This window comes from Halomonas maura (genome assembly GCF_030409305.1).
GTDB lineage: Bacteria > Pseudomonadota > Gammaproteobacteria > Pseudomonadales > Halomonadaceae > Halomonas > Halomonas maura.
Window position 1 is genome coordinate 281,643 of the sequence record NZ_JAUFPQ010000009.1, and the last position, 15,722, is coordinate 297,364.

Below are 15,722 nucleotides of genomic sequence, written 5' to 3' on the forward strand. Positions count from 1 at the left end.
ATGCCGACCATGAACATGCTGCAGGCCATCAACAACGCCCTGGACATCGCCATGGCCGAGGACGAGAAGGTGCTGTGCTTCGGCGAGGACGTGGGCGGCTTCGGCGGCGTCTTCCGCGCCACCAGCCACCTGCAGGAGAAGTACGGGCGGGCGCGCTGCTTCAACACCCCGCTGGTGGAGCAGGGCATCATCGGCTTCGCCAATGGCCTGGCCGCCCAGGGCTCGGTGCCGGTGGCCGAGATCCAGTTTGCCGACTACATCTTTCCGGCCTTCGACCAGATCGTCAACGAGACCGCCAAGTTCCGCTACCGCTCGGGGGATCTCTTCAACGTCGGCGGGCTGACCATCCGCGCCCCCTACGGCGGCGGGATCTCCGGCGGCCACTATCACTCCCAGTCCCCGGAAGCCTATTTCGCCCATACCCCCGGTCTCAAGGTCGTGGTGCCGCGCAATCCCTACGAGGCCAAGGGGTTGCTGCTGGCCGCCATCCGCGACCCGGACCCGGTGCTGTTCTTCGAGCCCAAGCGCCTCTACCGCGCCGCGACCGGCGAGGTGCCCGAGGAGGACTACCAGCTGCCCATCGGCGAGGCCGAGGTCACCAAGGAGGGCACCGACGTCACCCTGGTGGGCTGGGGCGCCCAGATGGAGGTCATCGAGCGCGCCGTGGAGCTGGCCGAGAAGGAGGGCATCTCCTGCGAGGTGATCGACCTGCGCAGCATCCTGCCCTGGGACGAGGACAGCGTGGCCGAGTCGGTGCTCAAGACCGGCCGCCTGGTGGTCACCCACGAGGCGCCGCGCACCGGCGGCTTCGCCGGCGAGATCGCCGCCGCCATCCAGGATCGCTGCTTCCTGTACCTGGAATCGCCCATCATGCGCGTGACCGGTCTGGATACCCCCTTCCCGCTGACGCTGGAGAAGGAGTACCTGCCGGACCACCTCAAGATCTTCGAGGCCATTCGCGAGAGCGTGAACTATTGAGCCGATATCAGGACAGGAGAGACATCATGACCGAGTTCAAGCTGCCCGATATCGGTGAAGGTATCGTGGAGTGCGAAGTCGTGGAATGGCGCGTCAACGAGGGCGATGCCATCGAGGAGGACCAGCCGGTGGTCGAGGTGATGACCGACAAGGCGCTGGTCGAGATCACCGCCCCCGAGGCCGGCCGAGTCACCAAGCTGCATGTGGGCAAGGGCGAGATCGCCAAGGTCCATGCCCCGCTGTTCGCCTACGAGGCCGAGGGCCAGGCGGCGAGTGCCGACGCGTCCGGCAGCGCCGCCGCCGAGGCGACCCCGAGCGAGACGCCGGCGCCCGAGGCGGCGCATGACGGCCAGGCCAAGGACTTTATCCTGCCTGATATCGGCGAGGGCATCGTCGAGTGCGAGGTGGTCGAGTGGCGCGTGGCCGAGGGCGAGGCGATCGCCGAGGACCAGCCGGTGGTCGACGTGATGACCGACAAGGCGATGGTCGAGATCACCGCCCCCGAGGCGGGTCGGGTCAGCCGGCTGCACGTCGCCAGGGGCGAGATCGCCAGGGTCCATGCGCCGCTGTATGCCTATGTGCCCGAGGGGGGCGACCAGACCGGCGCCGCCGGCGAGGCGTCCCCGGCGCCGGCGGCCGCCCCATCGCGCCAGGGGCCGGCCGAGCCCACCGCCGCGGGTGCCCCTGCCGCGAGCCGTGGCGGCCGCGGTGCCCATGGGCGCACCCCGGCGAGCCCGGCGGTGCGCCGCCTGGTCCGCGAGCACGCGCTGCGCCTCGAGGACATTCCCGGTTCCGGCAAGGACGGTCGCGTGCTCAAGGAGGACGTGCTGGCCTTCGTGGCGGAAGGCGAGGTGCCTCAGGCGGCTTCTCAGGCGGCGATGGCTCCCGCCCGGGGGGCCGGTCGGGGTGAGGGCGAGGTGCGGGTCGAGCCGATGCGCGGGGTCCGCGCGGCGATGGCCAAGCGCATGGTGGCCTCGGCCACGAGCATCCCGCACTTCCAGTACGGCGAGGAGATCGACGCCACCGCGCTGCTGGCGCTGCGCGAGCGACTCAAGCCCGAGGCCGAGGCCAGCGAGACCCGGCTCACCCTGATGCCCTTCTTCATGAAGGCCATGGCGCTGGCGATCCAGGAGTTCCCGATCCTCAATAGCCGGCTCAACGAGGCCGCCGACGAGATCCACTACCTGCCGAGCTGCAATATCGGCATGGCGGTGGACGGCAAGGCGGGCCTGATGGTGCCCAACGTCAAGGGCGTGGAGACCCTCAGCCTGCTGGAGGTGGCCCAGGAGATCCAGCGCCTCACCGGCGAGGCCCGGGAGGGGCGGGTGACCCAGGCCGACCTGCAGGGCGGCACCATCAGCATCTCCAACATCGGCGCCCTGGGCGGCACCTATGCCGCGCCCATCATCAACGCCCCGGAGGTGGCGATCGTGGCCATCGGCAAGACCCAGTGGCTGCCGCGCTTCGACGCGGCCGGCGAGGTGACCCGCCGGGCGATCATGACCGTGACCTGGGCCGGCGACCACCGGCTGATCGATGGCGGCACCATCGCGCGGTTCTGCAACGCCTGGAAGGGCTACCTCGAGGCGCCGGAGACCATGCTGCTGGCGCTGCGCTAGGCGCGCCGGGCCGGCCGCCGGGGGATCCCGCGCCTCCGGCGGCTGACAGGCCCGCGGCGGGCCTCCCACTCACCATCCGGGGACGACCATGACCCAGGCCCCGCTGCAGCAGTTCTATATCCCGGAAGACCAGTCGGTCTACCTGCTCAGTCACCATGACGCCCGCAAGCTCAAGGAGTGGGTGGCCCTCTGCCAGGCCCAGCTCGAGCAGCTGGGCTACCGGCATATCGAGCTGATCGGCAAGGGGGCCTACGGCTTCGTCTTCGCCGGCCTCACCGCCACGGGCGAGGAATACGTCTTCAAGTTCACCCGGGTCAACCTGCCCCAGCACCTGCAGGACCGCCTCGAGGAGGAGGCCTTCATGCTGGAGCAGGTCGCCCATCCCCGGGTGCCGCGGCTGATCGTCTTCCAGCGGGTGCGCAACCAGTCGATCCTGGTGATGCAGCGCGCGCCCGGGGTCAACCTCGAGGAGGTCTCGCTGCGCGAAGGGCGGTTGTCGCCGCGGCTGGTCGTGCGCATCGCCGAGCAGCTCGCCGGTATCCTGAGCGCCCTGCGACGCGAAGCGGGGCCCTCCGGCAAGCCGATCGTCCACGGCGATATCAAGCCCTCCAACCTGGTCTACGACGACCGCCAAGAGACCATCGCGCTGATCGACTGGGGCTCCTCGGTGTTCGCCCAGCTGGACGCCAACCAGCAGTTCGTGGCCGCCAACGTCATGGAGCTGATGTCGGATAACCTGCAGCAGACCAATGCCCGGCTCGGCGATGTCTACTTCATCGGCGAGGAGCAGCTGAACGGCGCGCTGTCATCGCCGCGCTTCGACGAGCAGGGCGCCGCCGGCACCCTCTATGCGCTGGCCTCGGCCCAGTCGTGCCGCTTCGGCCACCGCGCCATTCCCGCGACCTCGCTGGGCCTGCCGATGGAGTTCGCCCGCATGCTCGACGGCATGCTCGACCCCGATCCTCGGGTGCGCCTCAAGGCCGGGGAGCATTTCATCCGCGAGATGCCGCGCCTGGGCCGGCTGGTGATGCTCGACCTGCCGGCGCCCCCGGAGGTCCCGCTGGTGCCGGTCTGGAGCCGGCCGCCGGACCGCGAGATCGATACCGTGGTCTACAGCTCGCGGAAGTCCTTTCTGCGCGAGGAGGGTGGGCGCGAGACCCTGAATGACGTCAATGACGTCCAGCTGGATCGCTACTACAAGAACTTCATGCAGGGCATGGGCGAGACCGAGAAGGCCTTCCTGGCCGCGGTGAGCCGGCTCGGCAAGTACCCGGTGGTGGGGGGGCTGGCGGTGCACTGGGAGGTCGATGGCGTCTACATCGACACTTCCCTGAACCTCCACGACCCGGCGCTCAAGCCGGCCTTCGTCGCGGCGGTCAACAACATGGTGACCCTGGCGCGGGCCATCCATCGGCGTGGCATCTTCAAGAGCTGCCTGTTCAATGCCCGGGACACCCTGCACCTGGAGCGGGAGGGGCCCGAGCGGCCCTTCGTGGCCTCGCCGGACCTGCGCCTGGCCTACGAGGTCAGCGCCGTGCCCGAGCTGGAGGATCGCTCGCGGCTGCACAGCTATTTCGAGGACGGGCCCGACCCGGAGGAGTTCCTGGTGCTGCCGGAGGCGATCATCGGCTCCCTCGAGGCCCTCAACGAGATCCACCATACCGGCATGATCATCTTCGAGGCGCTGCCCGAGCACCTCAAGATCCACAGCCACTATCGCCTGCTCGACCCGTCCCGGGAGGACGAGTTCCGCCGGCGCCTGGACGACATCCTCGACGCCGTGGGGCTGATCGAGGGTCTCGGCGTCTCGGGCTTCATGAAGATGCCCTACAAGGACACCCGCTTCTTCGCCCACGTCGCGCGCCAGCCGGAGCGCTTCTACCCCCGGGATCCCCGCGCGGCGCTGCGCTTTGTCTGAACACTGCCTGCGCTCGCCCATCCGACGTTAATGGCAGGCTAAATGGCGGGCGATTCGCCTCATCGGTTCGATACCCTTGTCTCGACATCCGAGCGTCTCGCGACGATCGGTCAAGCCGGACAGGCTCACCGGGCCAGCACCCGCCGCCCCTTCCTGACCAGAGCGCGCTGTGCCTGCAAGACCTGGCGCAGGAACCGCAGCCGGTAGCGCAGCCGACCCTGCCAGGGGAGCCGGTAGCTCAAGCCTTCTTCCATGGTGAATTGGCAGGGGTTGCAAACGCCGCAGGGCCGACCGCCGAGGGGGTGATAGCAGAACCAGGCGTTTTCCAGCACCTCAAGGAAACCGTGGCGACTGGCCTGTTCCCGCATCTGCAGCTTGGAGAGGGTCAGTAGCGGAAAGGTGAAGCGGGAGAAGAGCTCCCGCTCATGGCCCACGACATCGTCGCTGAGCTGCCAGATGCCCTCGTCGGTCTCTTCTACCTTGCCGCGCAGGAAGTGATAGGCCTTGTCATCCACATGAACGCTGAGCTCGAGTCGCTCGAGCCCACGCGATTGCGCATAGTTCGCCAACCAGACGTACTGACCACCCAGGTAGGCCGAGGCCCGCATCCCCCGGTAGGCGGCCATGATCCGGGTGTCCTCGGGAATCTCCATGATCGGTGTGATCCGCAGTTCCTGGATCCTGTCGGCTGCCGCTGGGTCCAGTCGGCGCAGTGCCGAGCGTATCGTGGAGATTGCCTGCAACTCATGCAGGCTCGAGCGCCTGACCGGATCGATGATGTAATGCGGTCTGACGTCCCGCTGCTCGACCAGGGCCGCCTGAATCACGCGGTAGCTGGAGTCCCAGCCTCCTGTCCAGAATGCATCGATGGCTTGGCGCATGGCGATCTCCCATCGGGTCTCGTTCGATGGAGGGGCTGGTCACGCGATGGTGGTGCCTTCTTAAAGCTAGACAGCTTCCCGGGCCGCTACAAAGCGGCTTCGCGTCTTGCGCCAACGCTCGCTCCTGCTCCGGCTAAGCCCATCGCGCTGCCAGGGCAGCGATGGTTTCACGCCGATCCGCGATGATCCCGAGTGTTGCCTTGTCTCGCCTTCGCTCGTCGACGTTTCAGACAACGCTCGAGGCCTAGAGCGAGGCGGCGGCCCGTGCCGCCTGGTCGTAGAGTCCCGACATGGCCCGCAGGCTCGCGGCGATGCGATGCAGGTCCTCGCGCTCGATGCCGAGCGTCGACAGCGACTCCACCAGGCAGGCCTCGCGGATCTCGGCATAGCGTTGGCAGGTCTCGCGCCCCTGGTCGGTGGTGCGAAAGAAGGTCTCCTTGCCGTGCTTCTCGCCCGCCACCAGGCCCAGCTTGCCCAGCTTCTTCAGGGCATAGGTCACGGTATGGGTGTCTTCCACGTTGAGCACCAGGCAGATGTCGGCCTGACGCTTGGCGCGCTCCCGGTGGTTGATGCTGTGCAGCACCAGCACGTCCAGCGATCCCAGCTCCGGCAGGCCGGCGGCGGTCATGCAGCGCACCATCCAGCGCTGGAAGGCGTGACTGGCGATGATCATGCCGAACTCGAACTCCGAGAGTTCCTCGGCGTTGCGGGACAGGTGCTCCGAGGAGACGATCGGGCCGCGCGGCGAGGCGGCCGTCCGGGTATCGTCCTGACGCATCAGCGGTTCCCCATGGCGGTGGGCAGGTAGGTGACGATCTCCGGGAAGAGGCCGATCAGCACCACGCCGAGCATCATCAGGAAGAAGAACGGCAGGGCCGCCCAGGCGATGCTCAGGATGTTGCGGCCGGTCATGCCCTGGAGCACGAAGAGGTTGAAGCCGATCGGCGGGGTGATCTGCGACATCTCGACCACGATCACCAGGTAGATGCCGAACCAGATCAGGTCGATGCCCGCCGCCTCGACCATCGGCAGCAGGATCGAGGTGGTCAGCACCACCACCGAGATGCCGTCCAGGAAGCAGCCGAGCAGGACGAACAGCACCGTGAGGGCCGCCAGCAGCATCACCGGCGACAGCCCCAGGGTGCCGATCCAGGCGGCCAGGTCGCTGGGCAGCCCAGTGAAGCCCATGGCGGCGGTCAGGAAGGAGGCGCCGGCGAGGATGAAGGCGATCATGCAGGAGGTGCGCACGGCACCGAGCAGCGCATCGCGGAACACCAGCCGGTCCATGCTGCCCTGGACCTTGGCCAGCAGCAGCGAGAGCACCACGCCCACGGCGGCGGCCTCGGTGGGCGAGGCCAGCCCGGCATAGATCGAGCCGATCACGCCGATGATCAGGCCCAGCAGGGGAATCAGTCGCCGCGAGCGGCGCAGCCGCTCCCCCCAGGCCACCCGGGCATCGGCGGCGGGCACCTTGTCGGGGTGGCGCCAGGCCCAGAGCATCAGGTAGCCGGCGAACAGGCCGATCAGCAGCAGGCCGGGGAAGATGCCGGCGATGAACAGCCGGGCGATGGACTGGTCGGTGGCCACGCCGTAGACGATCAGGATGATCGAGGGCGGGATCAGCAGGCCCAGGGTCGCCGAGCCGGCCAGAGTGCCGATCACCAGCTGCTCGTCGTAGCCGCGGCGGGTCAGCTCGGGGATGGTCATCCGGCCCATGGTGGCGCAGGTGGCGGCCGATGAGCCGGAGACCGCGGCGAACAGCCCGCAGCCGACCACGTTGGTATGCAGCAATCGGCCGGGGATGCGCTGCATCCAGGGCGAGAGGCCGGTGAACATGTCGTCGGCCAGCCGCGAGCGGAACAGGATCTCGCCCATCCAGATGAACATCGGCAGGGCGGTGAGCTCCCAGCTGTAGCTGGCGCCCCAGATGTCGGAGGCCATCACGTCCCCGGTGGGGATGGTGGTGAACTGGCTCAGCGCGATCCAGCCCAGCCCGAGCAGCGAGAAGGCCACCCAGACGCCGCTGCCGAGCAGCACCAGCAGCGTCACGAACAGCGTCGTGGTCAGTGTCAGCATGGTCGTGTCTCGCTCATTCCTGGTTGGCGTCGTCGATGATGAAGTCCCCGGGGCGGCGCAGGGCGGTGGCCAGGGTCTGCCACCAGGCCTCGCCCAGCGCCAGGCAGAACAACCCGATGCCGGCGAGCATGGCCGATTGTGGCAGCCACAGGGGGATGCTGAGCAGGCCGTAGGAGGTCTCGCCGAAGGCGATGCTGTCGGCCAGCAGGCGATACAGGTAGAAGGCCAGGTAGAGGCACAGGGCCAGGGCCAGGCTCAGGCAGGCCACCTCGACGAAGACGCGGTAGCGGGCCGGCAGCCGGCCGATCACCAGGGTCACGCGGATGTGCGCCCCGTGAATGAAGGTGTAGGCCAGCCCCAGGAAGGTCGCGCCCACCAGCAGGAAGCCAGACATCTCGGCGAGCCCGGGAATGGCCAGGCCGATGCGGCCCACGCCGAGGGCGGTGGTCAGCAGGTCGATGAGGCGGCCGACGATCTGGGCGGTGATCAGGGTGCAGATCAGTACCAGGCAGGTGGCGGACAGGTAGCCGCCGAGGTTGTAGAGGGGCCTGAGTCGATAGGACATGTGGGGTACCCGAGGCTGCCGGGGCGAGGCCCGGCTGGCTGGTGGTGGTAAGGAACGCCGGCGATCGGCGGGTAGCCCCGCCGATCGCGTCCGGTCACTGCTTGGCGGCCCGGTAGGCCTCGAGGATGGTGGCGCCCTGCTCGCCGGCGCGCTCGGCCCACTCGTCGGTCATGGTGGCGCCGATCTCCTCGAGCCTGGCGGCGAGTTCCGGCGTCGGCGTGGTCACCGTGATGCCGTTCTCCTCGAGCACCGCCAGGGCCTCGTCGGTCTCCTCGCGGCTCATCTCCCAGCCGCGCTCCTCGGCGCGGGCGGCGGCGTCCAGCACCGCCTGCCGGGTGGCCTCGTCGAGCCGCGAGAAGGCCCGCTCGCTGACGATCACCATGTTCTTGGGCAGCCACAGCTGGGCATGGTTGAAGTGGCTCAGGTAGTCCCACGCCTTGGTGTCGGCACCGGTGGCCGGCGAGGTGATCATGGCGTCCACGCGACCGGTGCTGAAGGCGGTGGGAATATCCGGCACCTCGACCTGGGTGGGCACGGCGCCGGCCAGCTGGGCCAGCCGCTCGCTGGCCGAGTTGTAGGCGCGCATGCTCAGGTTCTGCAGGTCCTCCGGCGCCTCGACGAGCTGGTTGGTGTAGATGCCCTGGGGTGGCCAGGGCACGGCGAACAGCAGGCGCAGCTGCTGCTCGGCGAGCTCCTCGGCGATGACCTCCCGGGAGGCCTCCCACAGGGTCCGGGCGTCCGCGTAGCTGGCCGCCAGGTAGGGCACCGAGTCCACCTCGAAGATGGCGTTCTCGTTGGCCAGCCGGGACATGATCAGCTCGCCGATGGGCACGATGCCGCGCCGTACCGAGTTCTTGATCTCGGCATGGCCGATCAGCGAGCCATTGGAATGCACCGTGATGTCCAGCTCGCCATCGGTGGCCTCGCGGACGTCGTCGGCGAACTCGCGGATATTGACGGTATGGAAGGTGCGGTCGCCGTAGGGCGTCGGCATGTCCCACTCGGTGGCGGCCTGGGCGTCGAGGCCCAGGATGGCCAGGCCCGCGCCCAGCGCGATGGCAGAGGCGAGCCGGGGCAGCGGCGGTTGACGGACGGTCATGAGCGGTTCCTCTCGTGGGTCGGTCTATTGTTATGGGGCGCGGCGTGATGGCCGCGCGATTCCACGGCTCTCGCTAGAGCATAGCGGGTCGACGAAGGGAAGGTTATGCAGCCGCCGAGTGATCCGTCAACGATATGTAGACCAATTGACGATGTTGTAGAGATAAAATATTGATAATTTGTCGATGAAATGTTCTTTGAGAGGTCGCCATGAAATCACTGCTCCTCAATGCCGACATGGGCGAAAGCTTCGGGCCCTGGGTAATGGGGCTGGACCATGAGGTCATGCCCCACGTCGACCTGGCCAACGTGGCCTGCGGCTTTCATGCCTCCGACCCCGACGTGATCCGCATGACCGTGCGCCTGGCCCGCCAGCATGGCGTGACGGTGGGTGCCCACCCGGCCTATCCGGACCTGGTGGGCTTCGGGCGTCGTTCGCTGGCCTGCAGCCCCGAGGAGATCGAGAACCTGGTGCTCTATCAGGTCGGGGCCCTGGCGGGCCTGTGTCGGGCGGAGGGCGTCTCCATTGGCTACATCAAGCCGCACGGGGCGCTCTACAACGACATGATGCGCGACCCCGAGATCCTCGCCGCCGTGATGCGGGCGCTGGTGGCCTATGATCCCGAGCTGCCGCTGATGGTCATGGCCACGCGGGACCCCTCCGAAGCACGGAAGCTGGCCGACGAGCAGGGCGTGACCCTGTGGTTCGAGGCCTTCGCGGATCGCGCCTACGATGGCGAGGGGCGGCTGGTGTCGCGGCGCGAGCCGGGCGCCGTGCATCACGACACCGAGGTGATCGTCGACCAGGCCCGGCGCATCGCCCGAGGGGAGCCGCTGGTCGCCAGCGACGGCAGCGAGCTGGTGCTGGCGGCCGACACCCTCTGCGTGCACGGTGACAACGCCGAGTCGATCGCCGCCATCAAGGCCATCCGCGCGGCCTTGCGCGACGCGGGGAGGGCCGGATGACGGCCATGCGATTGCCACGGCTCGAGTCCGCCGGTCTCGACGGCTGGCTGGTGCGCCTGTTCGCCGAGATCGACGAGGCCAACATGCCCTGGCTCACCGCCCTGATCCGGGACTGCGAGGCGGCCTTCGGCGCGGCGCTCGTCGACCTGGTGCCGTCCTATACCACCCTGCTGGTGGTCTTCGACCCGCTGGCGCTGTCGCCCGGCGAGGCACGCCGGCGGCTGGCGGACGTGCTGGCGTCCCTGCGGCCCGACGAGGCGGCCGAGGGGGCACCGCTGCGGGAGCTGCCCACCTGGTACGACCCCGCGGTGGGGCCGGAGCTCGCCTGGCTCGCCGAGCGCAGCGGGCTGAGCGTGGAGCAGGTCGTCGAGTGCCACAGTGCAGCCACCTACCGGGTCTTCGCGCTGGGCTTCGCCCCGGGATTCGCCTTCATGGGCAGTGTCGAGGAGCGCCTGGCGTGCCCCCGGCTCGAGACGCCGCGCAAGCGCGTCCCCGCGGGCAGCGTGGGGATCGCCGGGCGCCAGACGGCGGCCTATCCACTGGTCTCCCCGGGGGGCTGGAACCTGATCGGGCGCACCGCCGCGGTGCTCTTCGACCGCGACCGCGAGGGCTTCAGCCTGTTGCAGGTGGGCGACCGGGTGCGCTTCGTGCCCGTGACGCGGGACGAGTTCGCCCGCCTGGGCGGCGATGATACGGCCATGGAGGACAAGCGATGACGGATGCGCTGCCGGGATTGCGCGTGCGCCGGGCGGGCCCGCTGGCGCTGTTGCAGGATGCCGGGCGTTTCGGCGTGCGACGGCTGGGCGTGACCCAGGGCGGCCCCGCGGACCTGCATGGCTGGGCCTGGGCCAACCGCCTGGTGGGCAACGAATGGGGCACGACGGCGCTGGAGGTCACCTTCGGCGGCCTGGCGCTCGAGGCCGAGCGCGACCTGACGCTGGCGGTCTGCGGGGGCGACCTGGGGGCGACCCTGGACGAGGCGCCGCTGCCGCTGTGGCGTGGCCTGCGGCTGCGGGCGGGGCAGGTGGTGGCCTTCCGCCAGCCGGTCGCCGGACTGCGGGCCTACCTGGCGGTGGCCGGTGGCTTTCGCGCCGACCCGGTGCTCGGCAGCACGGCCTGTGTGGTCCGCGAGGGGCTGGGCGGCCACGACGGCCACGGGCGGCCGCTGGCGGAGGGCGACCGCCTGGCGGTCGGCGGCGCGGCCCGGGGCGTGCGCGGCGAGGAGGCGCCGGCCGGCGTCCGCCCCGACTACGCCGGGATGCCGCGCCTGGCCCTGGTGCCGGGGGCCCAGATCGGCGAGTTCGACGGCACGAGCCTGTACCGGGCCTTCAACGCCGCCTGGCGGGTCGATGACCGGGCCGATCGCATGGGGGTGCGCTTGACCGGTCCCCGGCTGCACTGCCGGCTGGAGACGCTGATCTCCGAGGGGCTCGGGCTGGGGGCGGTCCAGGTGCCGCCGGATGGCCAACCCATCGCCCTGCTCAACGACCGTCAGACCATCGGCGGCTATCCGCGGCTGGGGGCGCTGACGCCGCTGGCCTGCGCGCGGCTGGCGCAGTGCCTGCCGGGCCAGGAGGTTCGGCTGGCGGCCGTCGCCGCCGAGCAGGCGCTGGCCGAGCATCGCCGCTTCCGCATGACCTTCCGCTGAGCCCTCGGCGGCGGCCGTCGGCTGACCCACGCCTCGGGGGATTCCCCTGGCGGCCGGCGTGTCGGTGGCATATACCCAAGGGACACCCATCGACGCGGTCCGCCGTGAAGGGAGTCCAGGATGTTCAAGTCATTGCTGTTGGGCATTGACGGCTCTGCCGCGGGAGGCGTGGCGGCATCGCTGGCGCTGGACCTCGCCGGCCTGTTGCGGGCAAGGCTGCTTGCCGTTCATGTCGACGGGCGTGATGGCCGCGCGCACTTGCCGAGTCGGGACGGAGGACAGGGAGACTTCCTGGCGCTGGGTGAACCCCGCAGGCAGGACCTGGATCCCGAGGCACTTCGTCGGGGACGGGATCGACTCGAGGGGATCAGGCGGTCGGCGCGGGTTGCGGGACTCGATTGCGAGACCCGAGAGCTGCGCGGCCCCCTGCTCGAGACGCTCCTCGTGGCGGCGCGGGAGTGCGACCTGGTCGTGCTGGGACGGCACGGCGTTTCCGCCGAGAAGCGCTGGCATCCGGAGGCGGGGGAGGTGATAAGTGGCCTGCTGCACCGCGCGGAGCTGCCCGTGCTGGTGGCGGGCGTGGTCGATGAACCATTGCAGCGTGTGGTGATCGGCGTGGACGGCGGGGCGGCGATGCGTCGCGTCATGGCCAGCGGCGTTGCCCTGGCAAGCGCCCTGTCATTGCCGGTGCAGGCCTGGGCCATCGATCGCGACACCGGGCGGGCCAGGCATCAGCTCGATGCGGTGGCGCGGTTCGGGGAGACCCACGGCGTCAACATCGAGACCCATGTCACGGCCGGACATCCGGCCGAGACGCTGGCGTCGCTGGCCGAGGAAGGCGACCTCCTCGCCATCGGCGCGTTCGGCGCAGGGGCCCTCCATGAATGGCTGAGCGGCTCGACCACCGCTAACCTGCTGGCGCGCACCTCAAGGGCCGTGCTGTTGCATCACTGAACAGGCCCCACTGCCGAGTCGAGGGGTGTGCCCACGAGGCGGGGTCAGGCGCCCAGGCCGCTCTCGCGCAGCAACTGGTCGATGGAGCGCTCGGCGCGGCGGACGCCCGCGCCCTCGATCATCAGCTCGGTTTCGAGGTCGGCGAGCCCCTGGGCCACCAGGCGCTCGAGCAGCTCGGTCTTCGATACCCCGCAGCGCTCGACGAGGCGCTCGAGGCGAATGTCCTGTTCTCGGGTCAGGCGAAGCAGGTGGGGCAGTTGCATGGCGGTCACTCCTCTGTGAGGGATAGGGGCAGTATGGCGTCGTGCTGTGACAGGCCGATGACCGCCTGGGCCTGCCGACAGGCGACTAGGCCAGGCCGCGCTCTTGCATGGCGTCGAGGATGATCGGCACCGGCGTCATCAGGTGTTCCCGCATCATCGCCCGCGCCCGGCTGGCGTCGCGGGCCAGGATCACCTCGACCAGGGCGGCGTGCTCCTGGCGCTTGCGTTCCAGGGCCTCCTCGGAGAACACCGTGGCCTGCAGCCAGAGGTGGCGGTAGCGCTCGACCTGGTCGAACAGGCTCACGCGCAGCTGCATCAGGTGCGGCGAGTTGCAGCCGGCGGCGATGGCGGTATGGAACGCCTTGTGGCGGGCATCCCAGACATCGAGCATCTCGTCCGGGCTCCTCACCTCCATGACCTTGGCCAGCGTATGGGCCTTGGCCAGGATATCCGCCTCCCAGCTGTCGTCGCCGCGCTCGATGGCCAGTTCCAGCACCAGTCCCTCGAGTTGTGCCCGGGCGTCGTAGAGATCGGCAAGCTCCTCCCGGGACATGGGCGCGACCCGGTAGCCCCGCTGGCTGATGGCCACCACCAGCCGTTCGGCGACCAGCTGCGAGAGCGCCTCGCGCAGCGGCCCGACGCCCAGCTCGTAGCGCTCCTTCAACCGACTCATCAGCAGCTTCTCGCCCGGCTGGAAGATGCCGCGGATGATGTCGTGCTTGAGCCAGGTGTAGGCGCGGATGCCGAGGTTCTGTTTCGGGGTCGTGTCCATGGTACTGCCGTTCCCTGAAGTAGACGCTCATGATACCCGATCATCGTCAGGCCCGATAATCGTCGTCACTTCCTGAGGATACACCGCATCCCGGCCGATGATGGACATTGTCCGGGGCACGGCCGGCCGGGCGATGGCCCAGCAGCATCTTTGCCCGGGGGATGCCGATGGCGTGCGGCTGTCCGAGGGCATGAGGAAGGGCCAGTATCGTCCTCATGGCGTCGGGCGGCTCAGTTCGGTCCACGCCGAATAGGTGCTGAGGAACACCCGTCCGGCGAGCGCATCGAGGAACTGGCTCTTCTTGAGCTGGTCCATCACCGGGCCCTTCACCTCGGCCAGGTGCAGGGTGACCCGGGAGTCCTTCAAGCGGGCATTGATCGCATCCAGGCTCTCGAGGGCCGAGGCATCGATCAGGTTCACCGCGGAGCAGATCAGCACGACATGCTCCAGTTCGGGGCGGCTCGCCACCAGGGCGTAGAGGGTGTCCTCCAGGTAGCGGGCATTGGCGAAGTAGAGGCTCTCGTCGATGCGCAGCAGGGCCAGGTGGCTGACCGTTTCGGTGTCGTGGCGCACCACGCTGCGGAAGTGCTCGGTGCCGGGGATGCGCCCCACCAGGGCGCTATGCGGCCGGCTGGTGCGATACAGGAAGAGCATGATCGACAGCAGCACGCCGCTGATGATGCCGGCCTCGACCCCCTCCACCAGCGTCAGCAGCATGGTCACCGCCATGGCCGAGAAGTCGCTGCGCGAATAGCGCCAGGTCTGGCGGATCAGCGGGATGTCCACCAGGGTCAGGACGGCCACGGTGATGGTGGCGGCCAGGGTCGCCACGGGCAGGTGGTAGAGCAGCGGCGTCAGGGCCAGCGTGACCAGGCCGATGCCGATGGCCGCGAAGAGCCCGGCCATGGGCGTGCGCGCGCCGGATTCGTAGTTGATGACGGTGCGCGAGAGCCCCCCGGTGACCGGCATGCCGGCGGAGAAGGCCGCCGCGAGGTTGGCGCCGCCCAGCCCGATCAGTTCCTGGTTGGGCGAGATGCGCTCGCGGCGCTTGGCGGCGAGCATCTGGGCCATGGAGATCGACTCGACGAAGCCCACCACGCTGATCAGCAGCGCCGGCACCAGCAGCTCCCGCCACAGCGACGCCTCGAAGCGCGGCAGGGTCAGCGGCGGGAGGCCGGCCGGCACGCTGCCGACCACCGCCACGCCCCGCTCGGCGAGCCCCAGCCACCAGCTGATCAGGGCGGTGGCGACCACCGCGAAGACCGGCCCGGCCCGGGTAAGCAGGCCGGCGAGGCCCGCCGGCAGGCCCAGGCGCGTCAGTGCCGGCTGCCCCAGGTGTCGCACGGCGACCAGGAAGGCCAGGGTGCCGGTGCCCATGGCCAGGGTCGGGCCATGCACCTCGGCGAAGTGGCGCACCAGGCTGGTCGCCAGGGTCAGGGCGTCGTAGCCGCCGGCATCGATGCCCAGCAGGTGGGAGAGCTGGCTGGTGGCGATGAGCAGGCCCGAGGCCGACAGGAAGCCGCCGATCACCGGGTGGCTAAGGAAGTTGGCGAAGAAGCCCATGCGCAGCAGGCCCATGATCACCAGCATCGCCCCGGACAGCAGCGACAGCACCAGGGCGGCCTGCAGGTAGGCCGGCGAGCCCGGCGGCGCCACGCCGGCCAGCGCCGCGCCGGTCATCAGGGCGATGATGGCCACCGGCCCCACCGCCAGGGTGCGGCTGGTGCCGAGCAGGGTGTAGGCGAACAGCGGCAGGATGCTGGCATAGAGCCCGACCACCGCCGGCAGGCCGGCGAGGATGGCGTAGGCCAGCGACTGGGGAATCACCATGATGGTGACGATGGCGCCGGCCAGCAGGTCGGCCCCGCACAGGCGGCGGTTGTAGTGGGGCAGCCAGGTCAGGATCGGCAGGTAGCGTTTGAGCATCCGGGCCTATCGCGGTAGGGGTGGGCGGGGTCCAGACTAAACGATATCGTGCCGACCA

General features: G+C 69.4%; 15 protein-coding genes. 7 read left to right on the forward strand and 8 right to left on the reverse strand.

Going from position 1 to position 15,722, the window contains the following annotated elements:
* The 3 genes from QWY76_RS03355 to QWY76_RS03365 all read left to right on the forward strand — a co-directional run bounded on the left by QWY76_RS03355 (position 1) and on the right by QWY76_RS03365 (position 4,515).
* On the forward strand, positions 1-978 hold the full coding sequence (locus QWY76_RS03355) for an alpha-ketoacid dehydrogenase subunit beta (protein ID WP_290309690.1): 978 nt from the start codon (positions 1-3) through the stop codon (positions 976-978).
* 26 nt (positions 979-1,004) lie between these two features.
* Positions 1,005-2,597 (forward strand): dihydrolipoyllysine-residue acetyltransferase, encoded by a 1,593-nt coding sequence (locus tag QWY76_RS03360; RefSeq protein ID WP_290309691.1) that lies wholly within the window; start codon positions 1,005-1,007, stop codon positions 2,595-2,597.
* Between the two features lie 88 nt (positions 2,598-2,685).
* On the forward strand, positions 2,686-4,515 hold the full coding sequence (locus QWY76_RS03365) for a protein kinase domain-containing protein (protein WP_290309692.1): 1,830 nt from the start codon (positions 2,686-2,688) through the stop codon (positions 4,513-4,515).
* 125 nt (positions 4,516-4,640) lie between these two features.
* On the opposite strand, the gene QWY76_RS03370 is transcribed toward QWY76_RS03365, so the two are convergent.
* The 5 genes from QWY76_RS03370 to QWY76_RS03390 all read right to left on the reverse strand — a co-directional run bounded on the left by QWY76_RS03370 (position 4,641) and on the right by QWY76_RS03390 (position 9,136).
* Positions 4,641-5,396 (reverse strand): 7-cyano-7-deazaguanine synthase, encoded by a 756-nt coding sequence (locus QWY76_RS03370; protein WP_290309693.1) that lies wholly within the window; start codon positions 5,394-5,396, stop codon positions 4,641-4,643.
* 244 nt (positions 5,397-5,640) lie between these two features.
* On the reverse strand, positions 5,641-6,174 hold the full coding sequence (locus QWY76_RS03375; RefSeq protein WP_290309694.1) for a winged helix DNA-binding protein: 534 nt from the start codon (positions 6,172-6,174) through the stop codon (positions 5,641-5,643).
* Positions 6,174-7,472, reverse strand: a complete 1,299-nt coding sequence (locus QWY76_RS03380) for a TRAP transporter large permease (protein ID WP_290309695.1) — start codon at positions 7,470-7,472, stop codon at positions 6,174-6,176. Before QWY76_RS03380 ends, QWY76_RS03375 begins: the two co-directional genes overlap by 1 nt.
* Positions 7,473-7,485: 13 nt before the next feature.
* The gene (locus QWY76_RS03385) at positions 7,486-8,037 is read right to left on the reverse strand and encodes a TRAP transporter small permease (protein WP_290309696.1); all 552 of its coding nucleotides are present in this window, start codon (positions 8,035-8,037) and stop codon (positions 7,486-7,488) included.
* A 94-nt stretch (positions 8,038-8,131) separates the two neighbouring features.
* On the reverse strand, positions 8,132-9,136 hold the full coding sequence (locus QWY76_RS03390; RefSeq protein WP_290309697.1) for a TRAP transporter substrate-binding protein: 1,005 nt from the start codon (positions 9,134-9,136) through the stop codon (positions 8,132-8,134).
* Between the two features lie 209 nt (positions 9,137-9,345).
* Between QWY76_RS03390 and QWY76_RS03395 the strand changes: the two genes are divergently transcribed.
* The 4 genes from QWY76_RS03395 (at position 9,346) to QWY76_RS03410 (ending at position 12,703) form a co-directional block, all read left to right on the forward strand.
* Positions 9,346-10,101, forward strand: coding sequence for a 5-oxoprolinase subunit PxpA (locus QWY76_RS03395; RefSeq protein WP_290309698.1), 756 nt, complete (start codon positions 9,346-9,348; stop codon positions 10,099-10,101).
* On the forward strand, positions 10,098-10,817 hold the full coding sequence (gene pxpB, locus QWY76_RS03400) for a 5-oxoprolinase subunit PxpB (protein WP_290309699.1): 720 nt from the start codon (positions 10,098-10,100) through the stop codon (positions 10,815-10,817). Before QWY76_RS03395 ends, pxpB begins: the two co-directional genes overlap by 4 nt.
* Entirely contained in the window at positions 10,814-11,749 is a 936-nt protein-coding gene (locus tag QWY76_RS03405) for a 5-oxoprolinase subunit C family protein (protein WP_290309700.1), read from the forward strand. Before pxpB ends, QWY76_RS03405 begins: the two co-directional genes overlap by 4 nt.
* Positions 11,750-11,869: 120 nt before the next feature.
* The gene (locus QWY76_RS03410; protein ID WP_290309701.1) at positions 11,870-12,703 is read left to right on the forward strand and encodes a universal stress protein; all 834 of its coding nucleotides are present in this window, start codon (positions 11,870-11,872) and stop codon (positions 12,701-12,703) included.
* A 44-nt stretch (positions 12,704-12,747) separates the two neighbouring features.
* Here the strand turns inward: QWY76_RS03410 and QWY76_RS03415 are convergent, their stop codons facing one another.
* The 3 genes from QWY76_RS03415 to QWY76_RS03425 all read right to left on the reverse strand — a co-directional run bounded on the left by QWY76_RS03415 (position 12,748) and on the right by QWY76_RS03425 (position 15,664).
* On the reverse strand, positions 12,748-12,966 hold the full coding sequence (locus QWY76_RS03415; protein ID WP_290309702.1) for a hypothetical protein: 219 nt from the start codon (positions 12,964-12,966) through the stop codon (positions 12,748-12,750).
* Positions 12,967-13,051: 85 nt separating this feature from the next.
* Complete coding sequence (gene csiR / locus QWY76_RS03420) at positions 13,052-13,738, reverse strand: DNA-binding transcriptional regulator CsiR (protein WP_290309703.1); 687 nt, start codon at positions 13,736-13,738, stop codon at positions 13,052-13,054.
* Positions 13,739-13,951: 213 nt separating this feature from the next.
* Complete coding sequence (locus QWY76_RS03425) at positions 13,952-15,664, reverse strand: SulP family inorganic anion transporter (protein ID WP_290309704.1); 1,713 nt, start codon at positions 15,662-15,664, stop codon at positions 13,952-13,954.
* Positions 15,665-15,722: the final 58 nt, after the last annotated feature.